Here is a 26,910-nt window from a genome sequence, read left to right on the forward strand (position 1 = left end):
CCAGCAAACGAAAACAGTGAATCTGCGCAATCCCGGTTTGCATGCTAATGATCATGTTCTTTAATTTCAATGTTAGGTTTATTTCCTGGCTTTCGCTAGTAAACTGACAGGCATACTCTTTATATATTGAGGGCGCCATGGCTCTTGTTTTTTCAATTGGCATTGATTCGCTCTGGGATGAACTGCGCCATATTTCGGCAGGCGGAACAGGCTGGATAAATTGCGACCGCCATAGCGATGCAATTACGTTCGTCAATCAAACGCTTCTTGCGCAAACCCCCGAGACAAAAGTGGCCGTCATTACAATGGACGCCGCGCCAGAAACCGTGATTGCGCCACTTCCGGCCGCGCCGCAAGGCCCGAATGAAGTGCGCCTGTTTACCATGCCGAAAAGCCAGAATGCGCTTCATCGCCTGCATCACGATCTGCTTTGCAGTTTTGAACCTGAACATTATTTCATTGTGCTGCTGTGCGCGGAAAACGCCTGGCAGGGCGTGGCGCCCGCTCATATTAAAGCCTGGATAAGAAAAAGCCAAAGCTGGGCGCAGGAACATCGATGTACGCTGCTGATTATTAATTCCGGCGCGCAGGCCGACCAGCAAACCTCAATGCTGATGACCGAATATCAGCAGCTCTCCGGGCTTGCCACCTTACGCTATCAGGGCGACGCCTGGCTTTATGACGTGGCGTTCTGGTTTAACGATAAAGGCGTCAGCGCGCGCCAGCAGTTGCCGGTGACATTCATTAACGGCCGCCTGTCGCTGGCGCCGCGCCAGGAAGTGTCGTTACAGGCGCGCAGCGATGAGCGCCGCGTATTGAGCCATATCGCCGTGCTCGAAGGCGCGCCGCCGCTTTCCGAAAACTGGACGCTCTTTGAGGACAACGACGCGCTGTTTAACGAGGCGCGTCAGGCGCAGGCCGCGACGGTCATTTTCTCGCTTTCGCAAAACAGTCAGATAGAAGGGCTGGCGCGTCACGTACACGCGCTGCGCCGCCAGCGCGGCAGCGCGCTGAAAATCATCGTGCGAGAAAACAAAGCCAGCGTGCGCGCCACCGACGAACGGCTGCTGCTGGGCTGCGGCGCGAATATGGTGATCCCGTGGAACGCCCCGCTCTCCCGCTGCCTGACGCTGATTGAAAGCGTGCAGAACCAGCAGTTCACCCGCTTTGTGCCGGAAGATGTGAATATGCTGCTGGAGGCGATGCAGCCGCTGAAAATGCGCGGCTACCAGCCGTGGGATATGTTCTGCAACGCCGTCGGCGCGCTGATGAACAACTTGCTTATCCCACAGGATAATAAAGGAATTCTGGTGGCGCTGCGCCCGGTGCCGGGCATTCGCGTCGAACAGGCGCTGACGCTCTGCCGTCCGGGCCGCATGGGCGATATCGTGACGCTTGGCGAAAACCGGCTGGTGCTGTTTTTATCGTTCTGCCGTATCACCGATCTCGACACTGCGCTTAGCCATATTTTCCCGCTGCCGATAAGCGAGCTGTTTTCCAACCGTATGGTGTGGCATGAAGATAAACAGATAGCCGCCGAGATCCTGCAGATGAGCGCGATGCGCCCGGAACAGTGGGCCGCGCCCCTTGAGATGACCCGCAAGGCCAGCGAGACGGCCGCGCTGCTCGCCGACGCGCCGAAAACGCGCGCGCGCCAGGTGCCTACGCCCATTACGCTGCTTAACGACACCGCACAGGAGCGCGCGTTATGATGTCGATTAGCGATATTCTTCAGCTTATCGCGCTGTGCGCGCTGATTTTTATCCCGCTGGGATACGCGCTGTGCGTGGGCAAGCGTCGCATGATGAAAGCGCTGCGCCCGCTGCTGTTTCGCCCCCGATTTGTTAAACCCGCTGGTACGTTGCGCCGCCGCTCTACCGTCAAGGCAAATTTAAAACATGACTAATCACGTTCATTCCGCTCCCCTTGCCCGCTCGGGCTGGCAGAACTGGCGCGGTCTTTCCGGCTGGAACTACTATTTTTTGCTGAAATTCGGCCTGCTCTGGACGGGCTATCTGAATTTCCACCCGCTCGCCAACCTGGTGTTTATGGCGTTTCTGCTGTTCCCTGTCCCGAACCTGCGCCTGCATCGCCTGCGCCACTGGATAGCGATTCCTGTCGGCATCGGCCTGTTCTGGCACGACACCTGGCTGCCGGGGCCGCAAAGCATTATGAGTCAGGGCTCGCAGGTGGCGGGCTTCAGCACCGATTATGTGCTGGATCTCGTAACGCGCTTTATTAACTGGCAGATGATTGGCGCCGCTTTTGTGCTGCTGGTCGCCTGGATGTTCCTCTCCCAGTGGGTGCGGGTGACGGTGTTTGTGGTGGCGATTATGGTCTGGCTTAACGTGCTGACCGTGACCGGCCCGGTCGTCTCGCTGTGGCCTGCCGGCAATACCACGGCCGCGACGGTCACCACGACCGGCGGCGGCGCGGCGCCGACCGTCGCGAACGCCGCCGGTACGGTGGTGACGGGCGATATTCCGCTGCAAACCGCGCCTGCGAGCAACCAGAGCATTAACGACTGGCTGAACAGCTTCTATACCAGCGAATCCAAACGCCAGACGCCTTTCCCGGCGAGCCTGCCGGCGGATGCGCAGCCGTTCGATCTGCTGGTGATTAACATCTGTTCGCTGGCCTGGTCTGACGTAGACGCCACGGGCCTGATGTCGCACCCGCTCTGGTCGCATTTCGACATCGTGTTTAAGAATTTTAACTCCGGCACCTCGTACAGCGGCCCGGCGGCGATCCGCCTGCTGCGCGCGAGCTGCGGTCAGCCGTCGCATAAAAATCTCTACCAGCCCGCGGGTGAGCAGTGCTATCTGTTCGACAACCTGGCGAAGCTCGGCTTTAAGCGTCACCTGATGATGGACCACAACGGCGAGTTCGGTAACTTCCTCAAAGAAGTGCGCGAAAACGGCAATATGCAGGAGCCGCTGATGGATCAGTCCGGGCTGCCGGTGAATCTGCTGTCGTTTGACGGCTCGCCGGTGTATGACGATACGGCGGTGCTCAACCGCTGGCAGCAGACCGTGAAGAGCGAGGGCAGCGGCGATCGCAGCGCCACGTTCTTTAACCTGCTGCCGCTGCATGACGGCAACCACTATCCGGGCAACAGCAAAACCGCCGATTACAAAGCGCGCGCGCAGAAGCTGTTTGACGAGCTGGATGCATTCCTGACGCAGCTTGAGAAAGAGAACCGCAGAGTGATGGTGGTGATGGTGCCGGAGCACGGCGCGGCGCTGCAGGGCGATAAGATGCAGGTGTCCGGCCTGCGCGATATCCCAAGCCCGTCCATTACCCATGTGCCGGTCGGCATTAAATTTATCGGCATGAAAGCGCCGCATCAGGGCGCGGCTATCGATATCGACCAGCCGAGCAGCTTCCTCGCGATTTCCGAGCTGGTGGTGCGAATGCTGGATGGTAAGAACTTTGTGGCCGATAACGTGGACTGGCAGGCGCTGACCAGTAACCTGCCGCAGAGCGCGCCAGTCTCCGAGAACGCCAACGCCGTGGTGGTGCAATACCAGGGCAAACCCTGGGTGCGCTTAAGCGGCGGCGACTGGGTGCCTTACCCGCAATAATTTTTCGAGCCATGTTAAAAAAGCCGATGCGTAAGCGTCGGCTTTTCTTTTGAGCGCGGCGGGTGCGCAAAGCTTACCCGCCCTACACAGGTCGCCTATTTTGTAGGGGGTAGATAAGCGCAGCGCATCCACCGCCTGCTCCGTGACCTCCATAAAAAAGCCGACGCTCTGCGTCGGCTTTTTACGTGGCGCGCGTACCGTTAAGGAATGCGCGGCTCGCCGGTTTCATCCTGATCGACAGCGAAACAGGCAACCAGCTGGCCGTTATATTCCTTAAGCTGCGGCTGGATCTGCGTACACGGGCCGAAGCGGCGGCGGCAGCGGGCGCTGAAGGCGCACCCCGGCGGCGGATTCAGCGGGCTTGGCAGCTCGCCGGTGAGCTTAATACGCTCGCGGCGGTCGTCCGGGTTCAGGCGCGGCGTCGCGGAGAGCAGCGCCTGGGTATACGGATGACGCGGATTCGAGAAAATCTGGTCTTTCGTGCCTTTCTCCACGCAGCGGCCGAGATACATCACCATCACTTCATCGGCGATATGCTCCACCACCGACAGGTCGTGGGAGATAAACACATACGACAGCCCCATATCCTGCTGCAGATCCATCATCAGGTTCAGCACCTGCGCGCGCACTGATACATCCAGCGCCGAAACCGGTTCGTCGGCGATCACCACGTCCGGGTCAAGCATCAGCCCGCGCGCGATGGCGATACGCTGGCGCTGGCCGCCGGAGAACATATGCGGATAGCGGTCGTAGTGCTCGGTTTTCAGCCCCACTTTCGCCATCATCGCCAGCGCTTTTTCACGGCGCGCCTCTTTGCTGAGCGAGCTGTTAATCAGCAGCGGCTCCTCAAGGATTTGCCCCACTTTTTTGCGCGGGTTCAGCGAGCCGTACGGGTTCTGAAACACGATTTGGATTTTCTGGCGGCGCAGTTTCTCCGCCGTTTCGTCCGGTTTCAGCAGATCCTGCCCCTGGTAGTAGAGTTCGCCGCCGGTCGGCGTTTCTATCATGGTGAGCAGACGGCCCAGCGTGGATTTCCCACAGCCCGACTCGCCCACCACCGCCAGCGTTTTGCCGCGCTCCAGCGTAAACGAGACGCCGTCCAGCGCTTTCACCAGACGCTCCGGCGCGAAGAAACCCTTCTTCACCGGATAATGTTTTTTCAGGTCGATAGCCTGCAACAGCGGTTGCTGCGTGGCGGCCTCATGCGTGCTCATAATTGGTTGGCCTCCCGGCATCATCGAGGGGGTAGTGGCATTTCGACTGGCGGCCATTGTCCACCAGGTTTAACGCCGGTTCTTCTGCGCGGCAGCGTTCGGTCGCGTAGGGGCAGCGCGGGTTGAGCAGACAGCCCGTCGGGCGGTCATATTTCCCCGGCACCACGCCCGGCAGCGACGCCAGACGCGCCTTATCCTGCGCGAATTCCGGCAGGGCGCGCAGCAGCGCCTGAGTATAGGGGTGACGCGGCGCGCGGAAGATATCCCGCGCTTCGCCGGTTTCCACCACCTGGCCTGCGTACATCACGATGATTTTGTGCGCCGCTTCGGCCACCAGCGCGAGGTCATGGGTGATAAGGATCAGCGCCATGTTCTCTTTTTGCTGAAGCTCCAGCAGCAGTTCAATGATTTGCGCCTGGATGGTCACATCGAGCGCGGTGGTCGGTTCATCGGCTATCAGCAGCTTGGGACGACAGGCGATAGCCATCGCGATCATCACGCGCTGGCTCATCCCGCCGGAGAGCTGATGCGGGTAGACATCCAGACGCGACGCCGGGTCCGGGATGCCAACCAGATTAAGCAGATCAATCGCGCGCTGGCGGCGGGTCTTTTTATTGCCGCCCTGGTGCACTTTGATAGCCTCCATAATCTGGAAACCCACGGTGTAGCACGGGTTCAGACTGGTCATCGGATCCTGGAAGATCATCGCCACTTCGGCGCCCACCAGATTACGGCGATCTTTTTCCGAAATACGCTGTAAATCCTGGCCGTTGAATTCCAGTTTGTCCGCCATCACGCGGCCAGGGAAATCGATAAGGCCCATAATCGCCAGCGAGCTGACCGATTTACCGGAACCCGATTCGCCCACGATGCCGACCACTTCGCCCTGGTTTACGCTGTAGCTCACGCGGTCTACGGCGCGAAACGGGGTGCCTTCGTCGCCGAAGTGCACCGATAATTTATCTACATTCAGTAACGCCATCTCGTGCCTCTTTACTGCTTGAGTTTGGGGTCGAGCGCGTCGCGCAGGCCGTCGCCCATCAGGTTAAATGCCAGCACCGTCAGCAGGATAGCGAGACCTGGGAAGGTCACGACCCACCAGGCACTTTGCGCGAACTGCAACACGTCGGAGAGCATGGTGCCCCACTCCGGTGTCGGCGGCTGCGCGCCCATGCCAAGAAAGCCCAGTGCGGCCATATCGAGAATGGCATTCGAGAAACCGAGCGACGCCTGAACAATCAGCGGCGCAAGGCAGTTAGGGAAGATGTTCACGAACATCTGGCGCATCGCGCCGGCACCCGCCACGCGGGAGGCGGTGACGTAATCGCGGCTCACTTCCACCAGCACCGCCGCGCGCGTTAAGCGCACGTAGTGCGGCAGCGCCACGAAGGTGAGCGCCAGCGAGGCGTTAACGATAGAGGGGCCGAAAATCGCCACCAGCACCAGCGCCAGCAGCAGGCTCGGCAGCGCCAGCATAATATCGACGATACGCATGATGATGGTATCGACGATACCGCCGAAATAGCCCGCCACCAGGCCAAGCACAATCCCCATCACCAGCGACAGCGCCACCACCAGACAGCCCACCAGCAGCGACAGGCGCGCGCCGTACATCAGGCGCGACATCACATCGCGGCCCACGTCGTCGGTGCCGAGAATATGCGCCCAACTGCCGCCATCCTGCCAGACCGGCGGAGCCAGCAGCGCATCGCGGAACTGCTCCGCCGGGTTATGCGGCGCGACGATGTTCGCGAAGACCGCAATCAGGATCATGATGACGACATACACCAGCCCGACGACCGCGCCTTTGTTACGTTTGAAGTAGTGCCAGAACTCCTGCATCGGTGTCATTGGCACCGGTGCGGCCACCACTTTGTTTTCAGTTAGTTGCGTCATGATGGCCCCTTATTTCTTATGACGAATACGCGGGTTCACCACGCCATAGAGCAGATCGACCAGCAGGTTGACGAGAATAATCATCGTCGCCACCAGCAGCACGCCGCCCTGCACGACCGGATAATCGCGGCGCTGCAGCGCGTCGATAAGCCAGCGGCCGAGGCCTGGCCAGGAGAAGATGGTTTCCGTCAGGATAGCGCCCGCGAGCAGCGTGCCCACCTGAAGCCCAATCACCGTCACGACAGGCAGCATGGCGTTACGCAGCGCGTGGATAATGATAACGCGCATACGGGTCAGGCCCTTGGCGCGCGCGGTGCGGATGTAATCTTCGCCGAGCACTTCCAGCATCGCCGAGCGGGTCATACGCACAATGACCGCCAGCGGAATAGTGCCAAGCACCACGGCGGGCAGAACCATATGCGCCAGCGCGTCGATAAAGTTGCCCTCTTCGCCCCAGATGGCGGTGTCGATAAGCATAAAGCCGGTCAGCGGGTTGGTATCGTCAAGGAACACCATATCGCTGACGCGCCCGGACACCGGCGTCAGGTTCCACTGCACCGAGACCAGCATGATAAGCATCATGCCCCACCAGAAGATAGGCATGGAGTAGCCGGTCAGCGCCAGGCCTACCGCCGTGTGATCGAAGATAGAACCGCGTTTGACGGCAGCCAGCACGCCCACCGGAATACCGACGGCGACCGCGAAAATCATCGCGCAGATGCCCAGTTCCAGCGTCGCTTTAAAGCGCGGCACGAACTCGTCCCACACCGGGAGGCGGCTTTTGAGCGACAGGCCTAAATCGCCATGCAGGACACCCCAGATATAGTGGAGATACTGCTCCCACAGCGGCTTATCGAGGCCCAGCTCGGCCAGCAGCTGCGCGTGACGCTCAGGGGAAATACCACGTTCGCCCGCCATGATCATCACCGGGTCGCCGGGGATCATATGGACGAAGGCAAAAGTGAGAAGGGTAATACCGATAAACGTCGGGATAACAAGCCCCAGACGTCGGAGGATGAACTGCAACATAACCCGGATTCTCTGTAGTGACGCACAACCAGGGGATGTGGTCTGTATTGCTCACAAATCTCATTCCCTCCCCTTTCAGCGAGGGAATAAAGCACTGCTGCCGGGTGCGCTACGCTTGCCCGGCCTGAAAGTGTAGACCGATATAAGCGCAGCGTCGCCGGACACGGGGCGCTCACGCGCCCCTGACGGTTTTAATTATTCAACGGAGACGTTTTCGAAGTGGTGTTTGCCCAGCGGATCGACCACGTAGCCTTTGACTTCTTTACGCACCGGCTCATACACGGTGGAGTGCGCGACGATAAGCGCCGGCGCCTGATCGTGCATCACGACCTGAGCCTGTTTGTAAAGCTCGATACGTTTGTTGTGGTCATCGGTAGCGCGCGCCGGTTGGATCAAATCTTCAAACGGCTTGTAGCACCAGCGGGAGTAGTTGGAGCCATCTTTCGCGGCGTCGCAGCTAAACAGGGTGGCGAAGAAGTTATCCGGATCCCCGTTGTCGCCGGTCCAGCCCATCATCACCGCCTGGTGTTCGCCTGCTTTGGCGCGCTTCAGGTACTCGCCCCACTCGTAGGTCACGATTTTCGCCTGAACGCCGATTTTCGCCCAGTCAGCCTGGATCATCTCGGCCATGCGGCGCGCGTTCGGGTTATACGGACGCTGGACAGGCATCGCCCACAGCTCAACGGTGAAGCCTTTATCCTGACCCGCTTCTTTCAGCAGCGCTTTGGCTTTCTCGACGTCGTAGGTGTAATCCTTCACGTCGTCGTTATAGCCCCACATGGTCGGCGGGATCAGGTTTTTCGCGGCAACGCCGGCGCCCTGGTAAACCGCTTTGATGATGGCGTCTTTATTCACCGCGTAGGTCAGCGCCTGACGCACTTTCACGTCGTCAAACGGCTTCTTCTCGGTGTTGAAAGAGAGGTAGCCCACGTTCAGGCCCGCCTGCTCCATCAGGTTGATGCTCTTATCCTGCTTCATGCGCGCGATGTCTGCCGGGTTCGGGTACGGCATTACCTGGCACTCGTTTTTCTGCAGTTTGGCGTAACGAACGGACGCATCCGGCGTAATGGAGAAGACCAGACGGTCAATCTTCGGCTTGGTGCCCCAGAAGCCCGGGAACGCTTTATACAGAATGCGGGAATCTTTCTGGTATTGCAGGAGCTGGAACGGACCGGTGCCGATCGGGTTCAGATCGACTTTCTCCGGCGTGCCGGCTTTCAGCATGTTGTCCGCGTATTCTTTGGAAAGAATCGACGCGAAGTCCATCGCCATATCCGCGAGGAACGGCGCTTCAGGGCGCGTCAGCACGAACTGGACGGTATTGTCGTCGACTTTTTTCACTTCGCTAATCAGCGTCGGGAGGCCCATGCCTTCGAAATATTCGTAGCTGCCGCCAGAGACTTTATGATACGGGTTTTGATCGTTTTTCTGACGATCGAATGAGAACACGACGTCATCGGCGTTAAATTCGCGCGTCGGTTTAAATTCTTTATTGTCCTGCCATTTCACGCCTTTACGCAGATGGAACGTATACGTTTTGCCATCTTCGCTGACGTCCCATTTCTCCGCCAGACCCGGAATAATTTCCGTGGTGCCGGTTTTAAATTCGACCAGGCGGTTGTAAATAGGCACAGAGCTTGCGTCATAGGTGGTGCCAGAGGTGAAGAGCTGCGGGTTAAAGCCTTCAGGCGAGCCTTCTGAACAGTAAACCAGGGTTTTGGCTTGTACGCTTGCGGCGCAGGCCATAGCCACCAGGCTCAGACCAAACTTCAGCATCCCTGACTTCTTCAAGGAAATACTCATTCTTCTGCTCCAATGTGATAGGTGTTGTGTTATTCCGTCAGACCTTTTTTATTTTATGCCCGGTCCGATCGGTAAATGTGAGGCTGGGGATTCCTTTCGCAAGGGAGACTGAGTTGCAGTACAGATTGTCCGTAAAATGACCCTCACGCCCTACAATCTGTCAACAGAATACGCAAACGTCAATACAGCTATCCGGGATTTACAACCGGGGTGAGAAACGGCAAACAAAGATTAAAAAAACCTCATGGGCATGTTTTCAGCATGGAAATTTATGCTACGCCCTCACTCGCAGAATAATCATCTTGATATTTTGTAACATCCAGCGCTTATGTTTTATCCGCTTAATGCAAAATTTCTGGCGCTGTGGCGAACTTATGAACGGTTTATGGCGCGATTTGTTAACCCCGCAGCAAAAAATGCTGAGCCGATATATAAGCAGAGCGGAAAGTATGCAGTATGTTTCATAACTATTTTCAATGAAATATGTCACAGAATCGCGTTCCCGCGAGAAAATCGAAGCTAAATAAGACTAACGAATTAAGCGGGTGAATACGTCCGTTCAGGTATTCCCTGGAACAGCGTCTGAATGTGGGGGTGAAAAGCAATAACCTCTGGCCGCTTACGGTTTATGGAGAGCCTCTTTAATACGATCTCAGCTCTGGTTTCTGTAACGCGTCACGCCTGAGGCGTTCGCTACGTTCTCTGTCGTGTCGACAAAAAATGGAAACCCTTACGAACTGACAAAAGGTATTGAGGTATATGAAAAGGAATTTTCATGAGCCACGCGTGCTGCGCTTGCAATCATCGGTAGGCGTTTGCGGCGTAAATTATGCTGATGACGTAAAAGCGCTACAAGAATTGATGATGAAAGCTGGTTATCAGACAGCGACAGGGCGTTCCTTAAAAGTGGATGGCATATGCAACAACGAAACCAAAGAAGCGATTATCTGGTATCAACGTTTGTTAACACTGTCCCGATCAGGCCTGGTACAGCCATTTGATCAATGGTTCATTGAAGCATTAAAAAATGCCAGTCAACCCGAGTGGCGCCCACGGATTACTTCCGGGCCGTTACATGTACGGGAAGCGCAATTTACTTTTGACAATGAAGGGACGGATTATATTACAGCTACAAATCCTTTCCGTCCGCACCCTTATCCCTGGTTCTCACGCATCTTACACTGGCCTGATTCTGCTGCTTCTGGCGTTACGCTTGGACGAGGCTACGATATGGGAAGGCGAAGCGCAGGTGAAATTTTTGCAACGCTCAGACAGGCAGGGATAGAAGAATACAAAGCCATTCTGGCATCTAAAGCTGCTTTTCTGAAAGGACGAGAGGCTGCAAGTTTCGTGAAATTTTATGGGCCGCTTTTCGGCGAGATTACGCACCAGCAACAGATAAGACTGTTTGAAATTGCTATACAATTTTATATTTCCGAGGCGAAAAGGATCTTTAATGGACGCAAAGCGAGAATGATGTCTGCCATATGCTGGGAAAAGATGCGTGTCAGATTAAAAGATATATACATCGATAGTTTGTATCAGGGATGTGAGTCAGCAGGTGAATTTGCCCGGTTGATTTTACTCGACGATCTGAAACCGGTGCGTTTATATCTGAAAACAGATCGCGCACAGATGAACTCGCACGGAAGAAACTTAAAAAGGTTGCAATATATCAATGAGTTATAAGCCACCTATTTTTCTGTCCATCCTGCTGCTGTCGTCCACCTTTGTTTCTGCCTCGTCCATCATTTATGGAGAGGCTGCGGACATGTGTGCGAAGAGCGCGGATTATGCCGCCGGAACGCGATGTCTTGAGAGGCAGCGCAAGCAAACGGAGCAGGCGCTACAACAGACGCTGGCGGCGGCGCTGAAGCAGGTACAGTCGGAAGACTGGCTGGAGGCTAATGCGGATTACGAGGATGAAGATTCACAAATCGTTGTAGATACGGCCAATGCGCTGAAAAACGATCAGGCGGCATGGGAAAAACATAAGGCCCTGTTTTGTCAGGTGGCCAGTTCCCAGATCAGTGCTAAAACCCCCAACTATTGGGTTCTATCCACCCAGTGCGAAATCAATATGAATAAGGCGCGTATCGTCGAGCTGAACGCATTAATGGCGCAGGTGCAGCCTTAAAGTGAGAGCGCCGGAAAACAAAAAGCCCTGCTCGTTGAGCAGGGCTTTTCTGAATTTGGTCGGTGATAGAGGATTCGAACCTCCGACCCCTTCGTCCCGAACGAAGTGCGCTACCAGGCTGCGCCAATCACCGAATGCGGGGCGCATATTACTGCGCACCCTAATTCCCGTCAATCCCTTACTTTAAAAAAGCCTGTCGATCGGCTGAAAAGCCAGCGATATGGCTATTTTGCGGCAGAAGGAACACGACACCAGTTGTTGTTCTGGTTAATACCGCCATCCGGCGACTGGTAGCCGAGGCAGCCCATAATGGTGTCGAACAGCTCAACGTGGCGATGCGGGCGCTTTTGCTGCGCCTGCAGTTTAAGCTGCGCGAACGCCTGCGCGTGCTGCGGATCGGCCAGATAGCTGTCGGACATCCAGACCATCATCGGCACGCGGAACTGCTCCGGCGGCGCGACGTTGCGCGGAGTGCCGTGCAGGTGTTCTCTCTCGTTGATCGATTCGCCATGATCCGCCGCGTAGAACACAATCGCTTTCTTGTTGCGCACCTGGTCAATCACATCCGAGATAAAGCTGTCGACGTACAGTACCGAGTTATCGTACGCGTTAATCAGCTCCTGACGACTACAGCTGGAATCGACGCCCATGCACTCCGGCTGCCAGCGCGCATAGCTTCTCGGATAACGCTGCACATAGTTATAGTGCGAGCCTTTAGTATGCAGAATGATGAGATGTTTGCCCTTATCGTGCCCCGCCAGCGAGTTTTTCATCTCTTCCACCAGCAGCATATCGTCCACCTGCTTGCCGCGGTTGCGCGGCTCGGCGCCAATCTGCTCGCGGTAGGCGATGTTGTCCGCCATGGTATTGCTGTAGAACCACATTTCGCTCTGCATCGCGTAAAGATCCGAGCTAAAGCCCAGCTGTTTAAGCACCGCGAAGACGTTCTGCTCCTTCAGGGTGCGCTGCGGATTATCCTCCGCGCCGCCTTCACGAACAAACATACAGCGCAGCGAGAGTTTGGTCGCCGTATCGCACGATTCGCCGCGGAACGCCGCCAGGTTTTTCTCCTGCGCGAGTTTCGGGGTGGTGTTACGGTCGTAGCCGAGCAGGCCCATGTGGTCCCAGCGCGTCGTTTCGCCGATGATAAACACCACATAAGTGTCATCGATGCCCTGCGGCGCCTGCCAGGTAAACTTTTTGGCCGGGTTCAGGAGCGATTTATTATCACTGGACTCATCAACCTGTGCCCAGGCGTACAGCCCCAGCGCGGAGAGCCAGTTAGATGGCAGATAAGAGTTCGCCACCACGCCGCCATAGCTTGGCATATCGACGCCGGAGGTACGCTCTTCTTTCTTCTGCTGCATATCCAGCAGGCGAATCGGCGCCCAGACCAGCAGGCCGGCCACAATCACCACCGCCGCGCTTTTCAGGCGCTGATCGCGGGTGCGCAGCTGGCGCAGCAGCGTATCGCGGCAGCGGTTGCCCCAGATAAGCGTCAGCGGCACGATGCACACCAGCACTATCCACGCGATGAACCGCCAGCCCACCACTTCTTTAGAGAGATCGATATCGGTCGTCATCACCGACGCGATAATCCCATAGCCAATCACCACGTTCATGAACGTCATGTAATAGCTCGCCGCGGCGGAGAACACCACCACCAGCGATGCCAGCACGCGCCAGACGCGCCGCCCTAACAACGACAGCACACGCAACAGGAAGAACGTGACGAGAACCGTGGCCGCCAGTTCGACCACCATCGATACGGCGTTAACCCAGGAGAGGTTCTGCGCGTAGCCGTCAAAGCGACGATATAAAACCGCGCAGTTAAAAAAAAGGCCGATGTAGACCGCCAGCAGAACGCTCAGTTTCTGCTGTGTCATCGAGAGGATGTATTTCATGCAAGCCGCCCAGGCAAAACAAGGACTAAAACCCTTTACCCACAAAAATGAAAAAAGAGTGTATACGTAGCAATACGAGGGAATCAGGAGATTCTTAACTCAGACGCGGGATAGTAGACCACAGGGTCAGAAAAAAGTGCGGGCTTTTAGGGCGGTCCGGCCCCTATTTACAAAAATATGAGGCCGGAACCGCATTTTACGGAGCGGGAGAACGGATTAATCGGTAATGACGTTCAGTTTAACGTCAATGTTGCCGCGCGTGGCGTTGGAGTACGGGCAGACGATATGCGCTTTCTGCACCAGTTCCTCGGCCTCTGCGCGATCCATGCCCGGCAGATGGATATCCAGCTGGGCTTCGATACCAAAACCGGTCGGCAGCGGCCCAATCCCCACCTGACCTTCGATAAAGGCCTCCTGCGGCACTTTCTTTTTCTCCTGAGAGGCGACATGTTTCAGCGCGCCCAGGAAGCAGGCAGAGTAGCCCGCCGCGAAGAGCTGTTCCGGGTTGGTCACCTGCCCCCCCTGGCCGCCCATCTCTTTCGGCACGCCGAGTTTCACGTCCAGCACGCCGTCATCGGAAGTCGCACGGCCGTCACGGCCGCCAGTCGCTTTCGCTTTCGCGCGATAAACCACTTTTTCTAAGGACATCTTGTTCTCCTTCGTGTTGGCAATCACAGCTATTAAGCATAGAACGTCTGAGCGAGCTGGGGGGAAAGTGAGAACATTCGGGGAAAAGCGCCGCCGCGGGGAGCGGCGGCGAAGCGACAATCCGGCATCAGGCGCGGGCGTGTTCCCAGGCTTCGCGGCGCGGCTGGCGAATGGTGGTGGAGATAGCCAGCGAGACAATCAGCAGCGCGAAGATAACGCAGAAGGTGACGTAAAAGCCGCCGAACAGCGAGGCGATAATCGAGCCGCAGATGCTGCCGATCCCAAAGCCCAGATAAATCACGCCGTAGTTTTTCGCCAGATTATTCAGGCCAAAGAAATCGCTGACCAGCGACGGATAGACCGTAATGGTGCCGCCGAAGTTAAACGCCACGCAGGCGATGGCAGCGAAGAACGTCATTTCATTGAGCGGCGCGAAGAGCAGCGCGGCCATGCCGACCAGCGACACCACCTGACCGAAGGTAATCACACGGATGCGCGGCATTTTATCGGAGAGAATGCCGAGCACCAGGCGGCCCGTCAGGTTCGCGATGGAAATCACGGTAACGGCGTTGGCGGCGGTGGCGGCGTCGAGACGCACCATGCCCTGGGCGATGTCTTTCGCCACGCCAATCACATAGAGGCCGCTCATACAGGCAGTCAGAAACATCAGCGCCAGCATCCAGTACTGCGGTTTACGCATCGATTCGGCGAGGCTGTAATCGCCTTCGCCGGCGCGGTTGCCGGTGCGCGCAGGCTGATTCGGCGCGTCTTTCATTAGCAGCGCGCCGCCGATAATCATCACCATCACCATGCCGCCCCAGATGACAAACGTGCGCTCAAGGCCGACGGACGCCAGCAGATGGCTGTCGATAAATTTAAAGCCGAGGCTCCCCAGACCATACGCGCCGATAGAAAACGCGGAGATGAGTCCTTTGCGCTCCGGGAACCACTTCACGCAGTTAGAGAGCGTCAGCAGATAACCGGCGCCGTCCGCGAGCCCTACCAGCAGACCCGCGCTCAGCCAGAGCATCATCAGGTTGCTGGCGTGGGACGTTAACACCAGTCCCAGCCCCAGCAGCACGCCGGAGGCGATCGTCACGCGTTTCACGCCGAAACGTTCCTGCAATTTACCGGCGACCGATGACGACAGCGCCAGCCCCAGGCTCAGCAGCCCGAAGGAAAACGCCACCTGGCTTACCGGCTCGTCGAGCTTTTGCGACAGGGCGCCGTTAAACAGGCTCCAGGTATACACCGAGCCCAGCGCGAACTGGGTAACAATGGTGCCCACCAGGGTGAGCCACCGGGTACGCTGTTGAATGGAGGTATTCATGGTTGTTGTCCCACAGATAAGAAGAAAGCTTCACTACCTGCAACGATAGCGAAACCCCTACTTTTTCGGGGGAAAACGGCATGAGATGCCGCAGGCGCGGAATGAACTGCCGCTGCGAAGGCATAGATGGCCTTGAACGGGCGCGAATGGCGCGCCCTAAAACGTCGCGCTGACGCCGAGGTTATACCTCTGCGCGTCGTTTTCGCTAAGCCGCCCTTCTGCCTGCGAGAACGACGCCCAGGCCGCGAGATGCTTGTTAATCGGCATATCCGCGCCGAACGAGACATCCATCCACGAGCCATACTGGCTGCCGGGCAGCAGCGGCTGCATATTCCACAGCGGATCGCCGTGCTGCTGGTTATAGCTTACTTGCGCCCACGGCCGTATCGCGCCGAGGCGTGAATCGACCCGCCAGCCCAGCGAGCCGACGCTCGCATGCCAGTAGGCGTCGTCCGCGCTGGCACCATTCTCCTGTAAAGGCAGGCCGTCGGCTTCGCGCCGCCAGCCCGCTACCGGGCGCGCGACCACGGGCAGCGGCCATGACAGGCTCAGGCCGGCGGGCATGGCGACCATCACCGCCTCGTCGCGCTGCGTCTGCGCCACGCGCTCGGCGAGGATCTCGTCATAGCTCGGTGTGCGATCGCTGTCCCACGTATAACGTTCAGAGGTATTACTTTGGGGGTCAACAGCGATATATTCCTGTTGCCAGGCGTGCGCCGCCTGCGTAAAAACCAGAGACCACAACAGCACCGCCGCGCGTCGCAACGCATGGCGTCCAGAGAGTGTTATCATCATCAAGCGACTCCAGAAGAGAGCCGGTTCCGGCAGTTTTTATTCGCGTTATTAGCGGATGGGCGAGTAACCCTGAATTAACTATTGTCTCTTTATTCGCAACGTCAAGCCGCTTTCGAAAATCGCTATGGTGCTTATTACAACGAGGGAATGCAGGATGGAACGTTGCGGATGGGTCACCCAGGACCCGCTTTATCTCGCCTACCACGATGAAGAGTGGGGCGAACCTCAAAAAGACAACCACAAGCTGTTTGAAATGATCTGTCTCGAAGGCCAGCAGGCGGGGCTGTCATGGATAACCGTGCTGAAAAAGCGCGAACACTACCGCCGCTGTTTCCACGGGTTTGATCCTCATGTCGTGGCGCAGATGGGGCCGGAAGACGTCGACGCGCTGGTGCTGGAGCCGGGCATTATTCGCCATCGCGGAAAAATCGAAGCGATTATCGCCAACGCGCGGGCATATCTCGCCATGCAGGCGCAGGGGGATGATTTTGCAGCGTTTGTCTGGTCGTTTGTGGGCGGCGCGCCGAAAGTGAATTCCCCGCAGACGCTCGCGCAGGTGCCCGTCACGACACCCGAGGCGCAGGCGCTCTCAAAAGCGCTGAAAAAACGGGGATTTAAGTTTGTCGGCCCGACGATTTGTTACTCCTTTATGCAGGCCTGCGGGCTGGTGAACGATCATCTCACCACTTGCGGCCGCCACCCGGAGAATCACCCGTGATCCGCGCGCAACGGCCCTCTGACCGTGAATCTGTCCTGACGCTATGGCTTGCCAGCACCACCGCCGGGCACCCGTTCATTCAGCCCGACTACTGGCGCGCCAGCCTGCCGATAGTGCGCGACGTCTATCTGCCCGGCGCCTGCACCTGGGTGGAGGAAAACAACGGTAAGCTTCGCGGGTTTATCAGCGTGATGCATGAGAATTTTATCGGCGCGCTGTTCGTGGCGCCTGATTGCGAGGGAAAAGGCATCGGCACCGCCCTGCTGACGCATATGCAGTCGCAGTACGATACCCTGAATCTGGAGGTCTACCAGAAAAACACCCGGGCGGTGAATTTCTATCACGCCCGGGGGTTTCGTATTGAAGAGAGCGCGTGGCAGGAAGAGACCGGCCACCCGACCTGGATTATGCGCTGGCAGGCGGATCAAATGCCGTAACGTCCGGCGCGGGCCCGCGGTATTTCTCGACGCGCACCAGCGAGGAGTTAGCCGCGCAGCCGTTGCCAAGCCGCGAGGTCGGAACATCGCGGGTCAGCACGTTCACCGCGCCGTTTTTGCAAAGCCCCTGCTGGCTCCAGTCGAAATCGGGCCACGCGCCCTGATGCAGACAGATCACGCCAGGCTTAATGCCGTCCGTCACCACGGCGCCCGCCAGCACCTGGCCGCGCGCGTTCCACACCCGCACCAGATCGCCGTGGGCGATGCCGCGTTTGCGGGCATCGTCCGGGTGCAGCGTCACCGGCTCGCGCCCGGCCACGGCATAGCGTTCGCGAAGCGATGAATAATTAAGCTGGCTGTGCAGACGGTGCGCCGGATGCGACGAGAGCAGCTGCAGTTCGTCCGGCTGCGCGTTGCCGTGCCACTCGTCCGGCTCAAGCCAGGTCGGGTGCGGCGGGCAGTCGGCATAGCCGAAGCGGGCAATGCGCTCTGAGTAGATCTCGATTTTCCCGCTCGGCGTGCTGAGCGGATTCGCCGCCGGATCGTCGCGGAACGCGCCAAAACGCACAAATTCAGCGTTTTTCGGGTTCTCCGGCATCTCGATTATCTGATTCGCCTCCCAGAAATCGGCGAAATCCGGCAGCGTCACCTGCTGCGCCGCGCCGCGCTCTCGGGCGATGTTATAGAAGGTTTCCAGCCACTCCAGCTCGCTTTTGCCTTCGGTGAAACGCGACTGTCCGCCGGTTTCCCAGCGCTCTGACAGCTCAGCGAAAATATCGAAGTCATTACGCGCCTCATACTGCGGCGGCACGACTTGTTTCATCGGCACCATATGCTGGTTACTGTAGTCGCCGGTCATGGTCATGTCGTTGCGCTCAAACGAAGTGGTCACCGGCAGCACGATATCGGCGTGCTTCGCCGCCGCCGTCCAGAAGCATTCGGAAATCACCACCAGCTCCGGTTTCTGCCACGCCTTAATCAGGCGATGCGTCTCCTGATGGTGCGTAAAGTTAGCGCCGCCCGCCCACCAGATAAAACGAATATCCGGGAAAATGCGCGTCTCGCCGTTGTGCGGGTATTCGCCGCCGGGGTTTTCCAGCGCCTCGACAATGCGCGCCACCGGAATTTTATCGACCGCATCGACGCCGCCTTCCACGCTGCCCTGCATCGAGGCCAGCACGGCCGCGCGGCGCGTCGGGTTGCCGCCGTTGGCGAAGTGATAAGAAAGCCCGAAGCCGCCGCCCGGCAGGCCAATCTGGCCGAGCATGGCCGCGAGCGTCACCAGCATCCAGTGCTTCTGCTCGCCGTACTGCTGGCGCTGCATGCCCCAGCCCGCCATCAGCATGGTGCGGTTCTGGCTGAACAGATGCGCCAGCTCGCGGATAGTTGCGGCGTCGACGCCGCAAATCGCCGCCGCCCAGTCGGCGTCTTTCGGCGTGCCGTCGCGCTCGCCGGTCAGGTAGGCCGCAAACTGCGCGTAGCCGTGCGTGCAGGCGTTGAGAAAGTCGTCATCCTGCCAGCCGTTTTCCACCAGCGTATGGGCGATGCCGAGCATCAGCGCCACGTCGGTGCCCATGTGCGGGGCAATCCACTCCATGCGATCGCCGAAGAAATCCGCGGTTTCCGGGCGCATCGGGTTGATGCAGATAAGCTTTTTGCCGCTCTCTTTGAGCTTCTCGAAATAACCGATGCCCTGCTCGTCAGAGGCGTTCCAGGCGATTTTCAGCGTGTTGAGCGGGTTGGCGCTCCACAGGACCACCACGTCGCTGTGCTCCAGCACCAGCGGCCAGCTGGTCTGCTGTTGATAGACTTCGTTGCCGCCCACCACGTAGGGCATGATCACCTGCGCGGCGCCCGTGGAGTAGTCGCCCAGATGGCCGGTGTAGCCGCCCGCGAGGCTCATATAGCGTTGCAGCAGCGTGGCGGCTTTATGCAGCACGCCGTTGGAGCGCCAGCCGTAAGAGCCTGCGAAAATCGACGACGGGCCATAGGTTTCGCGAATGCGCCGGTGCTGCTGGTCAATCAGACGCAGCGCCTCATCCCAGCTGATACGCACGAACTCATCCTGCCCGCGCACGCCCTGCGGGCTGTCCGGCGAGGCGAGAAATCCTTTGCGCACCATCGGATAGCGCACACGCGCCTTGCTGTGCACCTGGTCCGGGACGGCGGTTTGCAGCGAGTTCGGGTGACGCGTCGGCAACGCGCCCTGAGAGGACAGAACGGTTTCACCGTCGGTCTCGACAACCATAGGCCCCCAGTGGGCGGCGGTAACGATGCGTTTTAAAGCAGATGGGTTAGCCAAAACGGGCTCCTGACTGGCGTTTGCAGATGAGGCGGCGTGAGTATGGCTACTTTGTCGCCGCTCGATTCGTTATGGATGATAAAATCAGAACACTTCCCGGAATTTTCATCACATTCCCCCGTCATAATCAACCTCTGCCACTCCAGGCGAACCAGAATTAAATTGAATAAGGATATGCGATGAAAAAACGCATCATTTTTGTGACCGCTCTCGTCAGCGGCGCGCTGGCCCTTTCAGGCTGCACCACAAATCCCTACACCGGCGAACGCGAGGCAGGTAAATCAGGCATTGGCGCGGGTATTGGCTCGCTGGTCGGCGCGGGCGTCGGCGTACTCTCTTCGTCGAAAAAAGATCGCGGCAAAGGCGCGCTGATTGGCGCGGCGGCGGGCGCGGCGCTCGGCGGCGGCGTGGGTTACTACATGGACGTGCAGGAAGCGAAACTGCGCCAGAAAATGCAGGGCACCGGCGTGAGCGTCACCCGCAGCGGCGATAACATCATCCTGAATATGCCGAACAACGTGACCTTCGACAGCAGCCAGGCGAACCTGAAACCGGCGGGCGCCAACACCCTGACCGGCGTGGCGATGGTGCTGAAAGAGTATCCGAAAACCGCAGTAAATGTGGTGGGCTACACCGACAGCACCGGCGGGCAGGCGCTGAACATGAAGCTGTCGCAGCAGCGCGCGGAAAGCGTCGCCAGCGCGCTCATCACCCAGGGCGTGGCCGCCAACCGCATCCGCACCAGCGGCATGGGCCCGGCGAACCCGGTCGCCAGCAACAGCACCGAAGAGGGTAAAGCGCAGAACCGTCGCGTGGAAATCACTTTAAGCCCGCTCCAGTAACGACTGATGGCCTCATCGGGAAAGCCCGATGAGGCTGCTTCACACCTTAGTGGTGCAGCATTTCATCCACCACCTGCGCTTTGCTTAACTGGTACGGATAGTACGTCGGCCAGTTATCCATCTCTTTCAGCAACGCCTCATGCGAGCTATTGCCCATAAAAATATGGTAATGCGCGGATTTGCGCGGCGCGATAGTGTGATCGCTGAACTGCACGAATTTCGGCGCTTTTGACGCGCTGTCGGTGCACTCAAAGAGATAACGCACGCCTTTCTTGCCGGAGGCGTAATGCAAAATCTTGTAGCCGTTATATTTATACGCGCAGGCGTTCACGGTTTGCCCGACGTGAAACTCCATCACATTGTTTTCAATACCAATCATCTCAACATCCGTGGCGTACCCTTTTTTGTAATAGCTGCGATACTCTTCAACGCTTTTACCGCTTTCCTTCGCTTTTTTCGCCAGTACCGGATCGAGATCGCCGCTCAGCAAATACGGATAAATGGACTGCCAGACGCCGTCCCAGTCGCTGAGCTTGCGGTCTTTAACATCGCCGTCGTTAAAGACCCCTTCGCTGGCCTGGCGTTCCGCCTCGGTCAATGGTTTACCGTGGTGATGCCCGTGCGCCGCACTCTGGGCGCTTGCGAGCAGAAGCCCCATTCCCAGTAATAAGGCTAACTTCTTCATCTCTGTCACTCTCCTGTGTACGCGGTGGTTATGAATTGATACGTTATAACATAATTAAACACGCCGCCACACATTGAGACATGTGAAAGATTACGGGCAACGATAATACTCAGCAGGCAAACGGCTGCTTTACGACAGCCACTGAAATAATCTAATAATAAAAACAGTCACCTGCCCCACCGGCGTTTTAGCCTGAGAAGGAAGCCTCATGACCACCAAAGCGTCACGCCCGACCATCAGCGACGTCGCCCGCGCCGCGAAAACCGGTAAAACCAGCGTTTCCCGCTACCTGAACGGCGAAAAACACCTGCTTTCCGGGGATCTGCTGGCGCGCATCGAGCAGGCCATCGCCCAGCTTGATTACCGGCCTAACCAGATGGCGCGCGGCCTGAAGCGCGGGCGCACCCGGTTAATCGGCCTTATCATCGCCGATATCACCAACCCCTATTCGGTCAATGTGTTAAGCGGCATTGAGGCCGCCTGCCGGGAGAAAGGCTTTACGCCGCTGGTCTGTAACACCAATAACGAGCTCGACCAGGAGCTGCATTATCTGGATCTCCTGCGCAGCTATCAGGTGGAAGGCATCGTGGTGAACGCGGTCGGCATGCGCGAAGAAGGGCTGAACCGGCTACAACAGTCGGCGCTGCCAATGGTGCTGATTGACCGTAAAATTCCGGATTTCGCCTGCGACGTGGTGGGGCTCGACAACACCCAGGCGGCGACCACCGCCACGGAACATCTTATCGAACAGGGTTTTGAGGCGCTGCTGTTTTTAAGCGAGCCGCTCGGGACGGTGAACACCCGCCGCGAGCGACTGACCGCCTTTCGCGCCACCGCCGCCCGCTATGCCGGCGTCGTCGCGGAAAGCGCCGAAATGCCGCTGCACGAGGCGGATCATCTCGACAATACCCTGCGCCACTTCCACACCCGTTTTCGCGGGATGCGCAAAGCGGTCATCTCCGCCAACGGCGCGCTGACGCTCCAGGTGGCGCGCTCGCTCAAACGTATCGGGCTCAACTGGGGCGCCGATATCGGCCTGCTCGGCTTTGACGAACTGGAGTGGGCGGAGCTGGCGGGCGTCGGGATCACCACGCTGAAACAGCCGACCTGGCAGATTGGCTACGCCGCGCTGGAGCAGGTTGTGAAGCGCATCGAGGGCCAGGCGCAGGCGGTGCGGGAACAGGTTTTCTCCGGCGAGCTGATCGTGCGCGGCTCGACGGCGCGCTGAACGACGGTTCGTGACCCCGATCATAAATTCGCCATCCTGGACTTCTCTTTGGAACCGGTTCCATCTAGCGTATTAACTATGTTATGCAGATGTAATCACTCCGGAGAAGTTAATGGAGAGAGAAATTATCGTCGTCACCGCCGCTTACGGTAACGACAAAGTTAAAGCCCTCGGCGGGCAGCAGGCCGTACTGCCGATCATCGCCGGCGCTGGCGCCGACGGCGTGGAGATCCGCCGCGAGCTGCTCGATCCGGCAGAGATCGACGCCCTGCCCGCGCTGGCGCAGGCGATTGCCGACAATCACCTGAAAGCCTGTTACTCCGCGCCCGAGCCGCTGTTTGAACACGACGGCAAAATCAACGCGAGTCTGCCTTCGCTGCTGGCCGAAGCCCACGAACTTAACGCCCGCTGGCTTAAGCTCTCACTTGGGCACTTCAGCCATCCGCACCAGGCGGAGCCGCTGGCGGGCCTTCTGGCGCTGAGCGATGTCGCGCTGGTCGTGGAAAACGATCAGACGGAATGCGGCCGCCTTGAGCCGATGCGCCGGTTTCTCGCCGCCAGCAAAACGCTCAATCTTCCCGTCCGCCTGACGTTCGACATGGCCAACTGGCTGTGGGTGGACGATGCGCCGGAAGAAGCCGCCCGCGCGCTGCATTCGGGCGTCAGCTATATCCATGTCAAAGCCGCCACCACGCACCACTACCACTATCGCGCCATCGCCCTGGATGACGCCGGGCCGCGCTGGCGCACGCTGCTGGAGATGTTGCCGCCGGACGCGCCGCGCGGCATTGAGTTTCCGCTGGAAGGGCGCGATTTGACCGCCGTGACCCGCCATTACGTCAACCTGCTGCGCGAGGAGTGAACATGGAACAGCCACTGGATGTGATTACCATCGGCGAAGCGATGGCGATGTTTGTCGCGACCGAGCCAGGCGACCTGGCGCAGGTAGAGCATTTTTTTAAACGCGTCGCGGGGGCGGAGCTGAATGTCGCCACCGGTCTCGCGCGCCTCGGGCTCCAGGTGAGCTGGGTGAGCCGCGTCGGTAACGATTCGTTTGGCCGCTTCGTCCTGAACCAGCTCGAAAAAGAGGGCATCGCCACGCGCGGCGTGACGATCGACGACCGCTATCCGACCGGTTTTCAGCTGAAATCGAAGGTTACTGATGGAACCGATCCCAGCGTGGAGTATTTCCGCAAAGGCTCCGCCGCGAGCCATCTGAGCGGTGAAGATTTTAACGCGCCGCTGTTTTACAGCGCCCGTCACCTGCACCTGAGCGGCGTGGCGGCGGCGCTTTCCACGACCTCGTATGAACTGCTGGATCACGCCGCGCGCGCCATGAAAAGCCAGGGCAAGACGATCTCTTTCGATCCGAACCTGCGTCCAGTGCTGTGGAAAAGCGAGGCGGAGATGACAGAGAAGCTGAACCAGCTCGCCTGTATGGCGGACTGGGTGCTGCCGGGCCTGAAAGAAGGCCAGATCCTGACCGGCCAGCAGAGCCCGGAAGGCATTGCCGATTTCTACCTGACGCGCGGCGTGAAAGCCGTTGTTATCAAAACCGGCGCTGACGGCGCGTGGTATCAGAGCGCCAGCGGCGAACAGGGTACGGTGGCGGCGGTGAAGGTCGAAAACGTGGTCGATACGGTGGGCGCGGGCGATGGCTTTGCGGTGGGCGTGATAAGCGCGCTGCTGGAAGGCAAAACGCTGCGCGAGGCGGCGACCCGCGGTAACAAAATCGGCGCGCTGGCCATCCAGGTTCAGGGCGACAGCGAAGGGTTGCCGACCCGAGCGCAACTGGGCGAGTAATCAGCCCGAACCCTGTTTTTAGCGCGATACATCACAAGACAAAGCATTTCCTTCTCTCCTTTGAGGGAGGGCGGGCATGAGGAAAACCTCACCCAGACATCAATAGTATGAACAGCTTCCGTCGTCCCCTACACCGACGAGACGCATCCACCTCAACCATAGAGGGAATACGATGAAAAGTCCGACTAACGCTCCAAAACGCTGGTGGTACATCATGCCGGTCGTGTTTATCACGTACAGCCTGGCGTACCTCGATCGCGCAAACTTCAGTTTCGCTTCGGCGGCTGGCATCAATGACGATCTCGGCATTACCAAAGGCATCTCATCGCTGCTGGGCGCCCTGTTCTTTCTCGGCTACTTCTTTTTCCAGATCCCAGGCGCGATTTATGCCGAACGCCGCAGCGTGCGTAAACTCATTTTCATCTGCCTGATTCTGTGGGGCGGCTGCGCGTCGCTAACCGGCGTGGTCAGTAATATTCCGATGCTGGCCGCAATCCGCTTTATCCTCGGCGTGGTGGAAGCCGCCGTCATGCCCGCCATGCTGATTTACATCAGCAACTGGTTTACGAAATCGGAGCGCTCGCGCGCCAACACGTTCCTGATCCTCGGCAATCCGGCCACCGTGCTGTGGATGTCCGTGGTCTCGGGCTATCTCATCCAGGCGTTCGGCTGGCGTGAAATGTTCATCATCGAAGGCATACCGGCGGTTGTCTGGGCGTTCTGCTGGTGGGCGCTGGTGAAAGATAAACCGTCGCAGGTGAAATGGCTGGCGGATGACGAAAAAGCGGCGCTCCAGGCGCAGCTGAATAAAGAGCAGGAAGGCATCAAAGCGGTACGTAATTACGGCGAAGCCTTCCGCTCGCGCAACGTTATCCTGCTGTGCGCGCAATATTTCGCGTGGAGCATCGGCGTTTACGGTTTTGTACTGTGGCTGCCGTCGATCATCCGCAGCGGCAGCGAAAACATGGGTATGGTGGAAGTGGGCTGGCTCTCTGCGGTGCCCTATCTGGCCGCGACCATCGCCATGATTATCGTCTCCTGGGCTTCCGATAAAATGCAGAACCGCAAACTGTTCGTCTGGCCGCTGCTGTTAATTGGCGGGCTGGCGTTTATCGGCTCCTGGGCGCTCGGCGCGAACCACTTCTGGATCTCTTACACGCTGCTGGTGATTGCCGGCGCGGCGATGTACGCCCCGTATGGCCCGTTCTTTGCGATTATCCCGGAGATGCTGCCGAAGAACGTGGCGGGCGGCGCGATGGCGCTTATCAACAGCATGGGCGCGCTCGGCTCGTTCGTCGGTTCGTGGGTGGTCGGCTATCTCAACGGCGCGACCGGCAATCCGTCCGCCTCGTACATTTTTATGGGGGTGGCGCTTTTCGCCTCCGTGTGGCTCACTTTGATAGTCAAACCGACCACCAGCCAGCAACTGCCGGTGGGGGCGCGTCACGCGTAATACCCGGCGGGCGGCGTGAGGCCGTCCGCTTGTCTTTTTTCTCTTTTGTTCAAAAGCTGGAGACCTGCATGAAGCCGTCCATCATTCTCTACAAATCCCTGCCCGACGATTTGCTTGACCGCCTGGAGAGCCACTTTAACGTGACCCGCGTATCAGACCTGAGCCCGGAGACCGTCACGGCTCACGCCAGCGCGTTCAGCGAGGCGCAAGGGCTGCTGGGTTCGAGTGAAAAAGTGGACGCCGCGCTGCTTGAGAAAATGCCCGCGCTTCGCGCCGCCTCGACGGTTTCCGTGGGGTATGACAATTTCGACGTGGACGCGCTGAGCGCGAAAAAGATAGCGCTGATGCACACGCCTACCGTGCTCACCGAAACGGTCGCCGATACGCTGATGACGCTGGTGCTGACGACCGCGCGCCGCGCGCTGGAAGTGGCGGAGCGGGTCAAAGCGGGCGAATGGACCGGCAGCATCGGCCCGGACTGGTTCGGCTGCGACGTTCACCACAAAACGCTGGGCATCGTCGGCATGGGCCGCATTGGTCTCGCGCTGGGGCAGCGCGCGCATTTCGGCTTTAACATGCCGATTCTCTACAACGCGCGTCGCCATCACAGCGAGGCGGAAGAGCGCTTTAACGCGCGCTACTGTGACCTGGATACGCTGCTCGCCGAATCCGATTTCGTGTGCGTCATTCTGCCGCTCACCGACGAGACGCATCATATGATTGGCGCAGAACAGTTCCGCAAAATGAAGAAATCGGCGATTTTCATCAACGCGGGCCGCGGGCCGGTGGTGGACGAAAACGCGCTGATCGCCGCCCTGCAAAGCGGCGAGATCCACGCGGCAGGGCTGGATGTGTTTGAACAGGAGCCGCTTTCGAAAGACTCTCCGCTGCTGACGCTGAAGAACGTGGTGGCGCTGCCGCATATCGGCTCCGCTACCCACGAGACGCGCTATAACATGGCCGCCTGCGCGGTCGATAACCTTATCAACGCGCTCAATGGCGACGTGTCGCAGAACTGTGTGAATCCAAACGCGGTCAAATAAAAAACCACCTCCAGAGGAGGTGGTTCAGGGATGACAATAAAAAACGGCTCGTAAGAGCC

The 26,910-nt window shown here is 58.4% G+C and carries 24 protein-coding genes and 1 tRNA gene; 13 read left to right on the forward strand and 12 right to left on the reverse strand.

Features of this window, described 5'->3' with window-relative positions; genetic code table 11:
- The first annotated feature begins 137 nt into the window (after nucleotides 1-137).
- The 3 genes from bcsE to bcsG are packed head-to-tail and all read left to right on the forward strand — an operon-like array spanning nucleotide 138 to nucleotide 3,584.
- Entirely contained in the window at nucleotides 138-1,712 is a 1,575-nt protein-coding gene (bcsE, locus tag AFK65_RS18815; RefSeq protein ID WP_038858659.1) for a cellulose biosynthesis protein BcsE, read from the forward strand.
- Entirely contained in the window at nucleotides 1,709-1,906 is a 198-nt protein-coding gene (bcsF, locus tag AFK65_RS18820; RefSeq protein ID WP_007703020.1) for a cellulose biosynthesis protein BcsF, read from the forward strand. The genes bcsE and bcsF overlap by 4 nt, the downstream gene beginning before the upstream one ends.
- Nucleotides 1,899-3,584 carry a cellulose biosynthesis protein BcsG gene (gene bcsG, locus AFK65_RS18825; protein WP_038858657.1) on the forward strand — a complete coding sequence of 562 codons (1,686 nt, stop codon included), beginning with the start codon at nucleotides 1,899-1,901 and terminating at the stop codon, nucleotides 3,582-3,584. The genes bcsF and bcsG overlap by 8 nt, the downstream gene beginning before the upstream one ends.
- Nucleotides 3,585-3,784: 200 nt before the next feature.
- Here bcsG and dppF read toward each other — a convergent pair whose 3' ends face one another.
- The 5 genes from dppF to dppA form a co-directional block, all read right to left on the reverse strand.
- Nucleotides 3,785-4,798 carry a dipeptide ABC transporter ATP-binding subunit DppF gene (gene dppF / locus AFK65_RS18830; RefSeq protein ID WP_007703026.1) on the reverse strand — a complete coding sequence of 338 codons (1,014 nt, stop codon included), beginning with the start codon at nucleotides 4,796-4,798 and terminating at the stop codon, nucleotides 3,785-3,787.
- Entirely contained in the window at nucleotides 4,785-5,780 is a 996-nt protein-coding gene (gene dppD / locus AFK65_RS18835) for a dipeptide ABC transporter ATP-binding protein (protein ID WP_007703029.1), read from the reverse strand. The genes dppF and dppD overlap by 14 nt, the downstream gene beginning before the upstream one ends.
- An 11-nt stretch (nucleotides 5,781-5,791) precedes the next feature.
- The gene (gene dppC / locus AFK65_RS18840) at nucleotides 5,792-6,694 is read right to left on the reverse strand and encodes a dipeptide ABC transporter permease DppC (protein ID WP_007703031.1); all 903 of its coding nucleotides are present in this window, start codon (nucleotides 6,692-6,694) and stop codon (nucleotides 5,792-5,794) included.
- 9 nt (nucleotides 6,695-6,703) lie between these two features.
- On the reverse strand, nucleotides 6,704-7,723 hold the full coding sequence (gene dppB, locus AFK65_RS18845; RefSeq protein ID WP_038858656.1) for a dipeptide ABC transporter permease DppB: 1,020 nt from the start codon (nucleotides 7,721-7,723) through the stop codon (nucleotides 6,704-6,706).
- 195 nt (nucleotides 7,724-7,918) lie between these two features.
- Nucleotides 7,919-9,526, reverse strand: coding sequence for a dipeptide ABC transporter periplasmic-binding protein DppA (dppA, locus tag AFK65_RS18850; protein WP_032805029.1), 1,608 nt, complete (start codon nucleotides 9,524-9,526; stop codon nucleotides 7,919-7,921).
- Nucleotides 9,527-10,285: 759 nt separating this feature from the next.
- Here dppA and AFK65_RS18855 point away from each other — a divergent pair.
- Together AFK65_RS18855 and AFK65_RS18860 are read left to right on the forward strand one after the other, a co-directional pair.
- The gene (locus AFK65_RS18855) at nucleotides 10,286-11,215 is read left to right on the forward strand and encodes a peptidoglycan-binding protein (RefSeq protein WP_007703041.1); all 930 of its coding nucleotides are present in this window, start codon (nucleotides 10,286-10,288) and stop codon (nucleotides 11,213-11,215) included.
- Nucleotides 11,205-11,663 (forward strand): lysozyme inhibitor LprI family protein, encoded by a 459-nt coding sequence (locus AFK65_RS18860; protein WP_032805030.1) that lies wholly within the window; start codon nucleotides 11,205-11,207, stop codon nucleotides 11,661-11,663. The genes AFK65_RS18855 and AFK65_RS18860 overlap by 11 nt, the downstream gene beginning before the upstream one ends.
- 56 nt (nucleotides 11,664-11,719) lie before the next feature.
- On the opposite strand, the gene AFK65_RS18865 is transcribed toward AFK65_RS18860, so the two are convergent.
- From AFK65_RS18865 to AFK65_RS18885, 5 genes are all read right to left on the reverse strand, one after another.
- Nucleotides 11,720-11,796: transfer RNA gene (locus tag AFK65_RS18865), tRNA-Pro, on the reverse strand.
- Nucleotides 11,797-11,887: 91 nt separating this feature from the next.
- Entirely contained in the window at nucleotides 11,888-13,567 is a 1,680-nt protein-coding gene (gene eptB / locus AFK65_RS18870; protein ID WP_007703045.1) for a kdo(2)-lipid A phosphoethanolamine 7''-transferase, read from the reverse strand.
- A 216-nt stretch (nucleotides 13,568-13,783) separates the two neighbouring features.
- The gene (locus AFK65_RS18875) at nucleotides 13,784-14,215 is read right to left on the reverse strand and encodes an organic hydroperoxide resistance protein (RefSeq protein ID WP_007703048.1); all 432 of its coding nucleotides are present in this window, start codon (nucleotides 14,213-14,215) and stop codon (nucleotides 13,784-13,786) included.
- Nucleotides 14,216-14,342: 127 nt separating this feature from the next.
- A complete protein-coding gene (locus tag AFK65_RS18880) occupies nucleotides 14,343-15,545 on the reverse strand; it encodes an L-lactate MFS transporter (protein ID WP_007703051.1) in 1,203 nt (400 codons plus the stop codon).
- A 156-nt stretch (nucleotides 15,546-15,701) separates the two neighbouring features.
- Entirely contained in the window at nucleotides 15,702-16,340 is a 639-nt protein-coding gene (locus tag AFK65_RS18885) for a lipase (protein WP_038858654.1), read from the reverse strand.
- A gap of 154 nt (nucleotides 16,341-16,494) precedes the next feature.
- Between AFK65_RS18885 and AFK65_RS18890 the strand changes: the two genes are divergently transcribed.
- Together AFK65_RS18890 and AFK65_RS18895 are read left to right on the forward strand one after the other, a co-directional pair.
- Nucleotides 16,495-17,058: a DNA-3-methyladenine glycosylase I gene (locus AFK65_RS18890; protein ID WP_007703057.1), complete on the forward strand. Its 564-nt coding sequence runs from the start codon at nucleotides 16,495-16,497 to the stop codon at nucleotides 17,056-17,058.
- Nucleotides 17,055-17,495: an N-acetyltransferase gene (locus AFK65_RS18895; RefSeq protein ID WP_038858652.1), complete on the forward strand. Its 441-nt coding sequence runs from the start codon at nucleotides 17,055-17,057 to the stop codon at nucleotides 17,493-17,495. The genes AFK65_RS18890 and AFK65_RS18895 overlap by 4 nt, the downstream gene beginning before the upstream one ends.
- On the opposite strand, the gene AFK65_RS18900 is transcribed toward AFK65_RS18895, so the two are convergent.
- Nucleotides 17,464-19,743 carry a molybdopterin guanine dinucleotide-containing S/N-oxide reductase gene (locus tag AFK65_RS18900; RefSeq protein WP_407638608.1) on the reverse strand — a complete coding sequence of 760 codons (2,280 nt, stop codon included), beginning with the start codon at nucleotides 19,741-19,743 and terminating at the stop codon, nucleotides 17,464-17,466. The genes AFK65_RS18895 and AFK65_RS18900 overlap by 32 nt on opposite strands.
- 233 nt (nucleotides 19,744-19,976) lie before the next feature.
- Between AFK65_RS18900 and AFK65_RS18905 the strand changes: the two genes are divergently transcribed.
- On the forward strand, nucleotides 19,977-20,639 hold the full coding sequence (locus AFK65_RS18905; RefSeq protein ID WP_007703085.1) for an OmpA family lipoprotein: 663 nt from the start codon (nucleotides 19,977-19,979) through the stop codon (nucleotides 20,637-20,639).
- Nucleotides 20,640-20,685: 46 nt separating this feature from the next.
- Here the strand turns inward: AFK65_RS18905 and zinT are convergent, their stop codons facing one another.
- On the reverse strand, nucleotides 20,686-21,324 hold the full coding sequence (gene zinT, locus AFK65_RS18910; protein ID WP_007703089.1) for a metal-binding protein ZinT: 639 nt from the start codon (nucleotides 21,322-21,324) through the stop codon (nucleotides 20,686-20,688).
- Between the two features lie 208 nt (nucleotides 21,325-21,532).
- Here zinT and AFK65_RS18915 point away from each other — a divergent pair, with 208 nt between their 5' ends.
- The 5 genes from AFK65_RS18915 (at nucleotide 21,533) to ghrB (ending at nucleotide 26,851) form a co-directional block, all read left to right on the forward strand.
- Nucleotides 21,533-22,552, forward strand: coding sequence for a LacI family DNA-binding transcriptional regulator (locus AFK65_RS18915; RefSeq protein ID WP_007703093.1), 1,020 nt, complete (start codon nucleotides 21,533-21,535; stop codon nucleotides 22,550-22,552).
- A gap of 112 nt (nucleotides 22,553-22,664) precedes the next feature.
- Nucleotides 22,665-23,414 carry a sugar phosphate isomerase/epimerase family protein gene (locus tag AFK65_RS18920; RefSeq protein WP_038858650.1) on the forward strand — a complete coding sequence of 250 codons (750 nt, stop codon included), beginning with the start codon at nucleotides 22,665-22,667 and terminating at the stop codon, nucleotides 23,412-23,414.
- A 2-nt stretch (nucleotides 23,415-23,416) separates the two neighbouring features.
- Nucleotides 23,417-24,355, forward strand: coding sequence for a sugar kinase (locus AFK65_RS18925; RefSeq protein WP_007703096.1), 939 nt, complete (start codon nucleotides 23,417-23,419; stop codon nucleotides 24,353-24,355).
- A gap of 172 nt (nucleotides 24,356-24,527) precedes the next feature.
- On the forward strand, nucleotides 24,528-25,808 hold the full coding sequence (locus tag AFK65_RS18930) for an MFS transporter (protein ID WP_007703099.1): 1,281 nt from the start codon (nucleotides 24,528-24,530) through the stop codon (nucleotides 25,806-25,808).
- A gap of 68 nt (nucleotides 25,809-25,876) precedes the next feature.
- Nucleotides 25,877-26,851 carry a glyoxylate/hydroxypyruvate reductase GhrB gene (ghrB, locus tag AFK65_RS18935; protein ID WP_007703102.1) on the forward strand — a complete coding sequence of 325 codons (975 nt, stop codon included), beginning with the start codon at nucleotides 25,877-25,879 and terminating at the stop codon, nucleotides 26,849-26,851.
- Nucleotides 26,852-26,910 lie beyond the last annotated feature (59 nt).

The organism is Cronobacter universalis NCTC 9529, from assembly GCF_001277175.1.
Lineage (GTDB): Bacteria > Pseudomonadota > Gammaproteobacteria > Enterobacterales > Enterobacteriaceae > Cronobacter > Cronobacter universalis.

Excerpts from the sequence above, each read along its gene's own strand:
- eptB (WP_007703045.1), bottom strand. The coding sequence starts at position 13,567 with ATGAAATACATCCTCTCGATGACACAGCAGAAACTGAGCGTTCTGCTG.
- AFK65_RS18890 (WP_007703057.1), top strand. The coding sequence starts at position 16,495 with ATGGAACGTTGCGGATGGGTCACCCAGGACCCGCTTTATCTCGCCTAC.
- AFK65_RS18860 (WP_032805030.1), top strand. The coding sequence starts at position 11,205 with ATGAGTTATAAGCCACCTATTTTTCTGTCCATCCTGCTGCTGTCGTCC.
- AFK65_RS18880 (WP_007703051.1), bottom strand. The coding sequence starts at position 15,545 with ATGAATACCTCCATTCAACAGCGTACCCGGTGGCTCACCCTGGTGGGC.
- AFK65_RS18920 (WP_038858650.1), top strand. The coding sequence starts at position 22,665 with ATGGAGAGAGAAATTATCGTCGTCACCGCCGCTTACGGTAACGACAAA.
- zinT (WP_007703089.1), bottom strand. The coding sequence starts at position 21,324 with ATGAAGAAGTTAGCCTTATTACTGGGAATGGGGCTTCTGCTCGCAAGC.
- AFK65_RS18930 (WP_007703099.1), top strand. The coding sequence starts at position 24,528 with ATGAAAAGTCCGACTAACGCTCCAAAACGCTGGTGGTACATCATGCCG.
- bcsE (WP_038858659.1), top strand. The coding sequence starts at position 138 with ATGGCTCTTGTTTTTTCAATTGGCATTGATTCGCTCTGGGATGAACTG.
- AFK65_RS18915 (WP_007703093.1), top strand. The coding sequence starts at position 21,533 with ATGACCACCAAAGCGTCACGCCCGACCATCAGCGACGTCGCCCGCGCC.
- dppB (WP_038858656.1), bottom strand. The coding sequence starts at position 7,723 with ATGTTGCAGTTCATCCTCCGACGTCTGGGGCTTGTTATCCCGACGTTT.
- ghrB (WP_007703102.1), top strand. The coding sequence starts at position 25,877 with ATGAAGCCGTCCATCATTCTCTACAAATCCCTGCCCGACGATTTGCTT.
- AFK65_RS18905 (WP_007703085.1), top strand. The coding sequence starts at position 19,977 with ATGAAAAAACGCATCATTTTTGTGACCGCTCTCGTCAGCGGCGCGCTG.
- dppA (WP_032805029.1), bottom strand. The coding sequence starts at position 9,526 with ATGAGTATTTCCTTGAAGAAGTCAGGGATGCTGAAGTTTGGTCTGAGC.
- AFK65_RS18885 (WP_038858654.1), bottom strand. The coding sequence starts at position 16,340 with ATGATGATAACACTCTCTGGACGCCATGCGTTGCGACGCGCGGCGGTG.
- AFK65_RS18925 (WP_007703096.1), top strand. The coding sequence starts at position 23,417 with ATGGAACAGCCACTGGATGTGATTACCATCGGCGAAGCGATGGCGATG.
- bcsG (WP_038858657.1), top strand. The coding sequence starts at position 1,899 with ATGACTAATCACGTTCATTCCGCTCCCCTTGCCCGCTCGGGCTGGCAG.
- AFK65_RS18875 (WP_007703048.1), bottom strand. The coding sequence starts at position 14,215 with ATGTCCTTAGAAAAAGTGGTTTATCGCGCGAAAGCGAAAGCGACTGGC.
- dppF (WP_007703026.1), bottom strand. The coding sequence starts at position 4,798 with ATGAGCACGCATGAGGCCGCCACGCAGCAACCGCTGTTGCAGGCTATC.
- dppC (WP_007703031.1), bottom strand. The coding sequence starts at position 6,694 with ATGACGCAACTAACTGAAAACAAAGTGGTGGCCGCACCGGTGCCAATG.
- dppD (WP_007703029.1), bottom strand. The coding sequence starts at position 5,780 with ATGGCGTTACTGAATGTAGATAAATTATCGGTGCACTTCGGCGACGAA.
- AFK65_RS18855 (WP_007703041.1), top strand. The coding sequence starts at position 10,286 with ATGAAAAGGAATTTTCATGAGCCACGCGTGCTGCGCTTGCAATCATCG.
- AFK65_RS18900 (WP_407638608.1), bottom strand. The coding sequence starts at position 19,743 with ATGGTTGTCGAGACCGACGGTGAAACCGTTCTGTCCTCTCAGGGCGCG.
- bcsF (WP_007703020.1), top strand. The coding sequence starts at position 1,709 with ATGATGTCGATTAGCGATATTCTTCAGCTTATCGCGCTGTGCGCGCTG.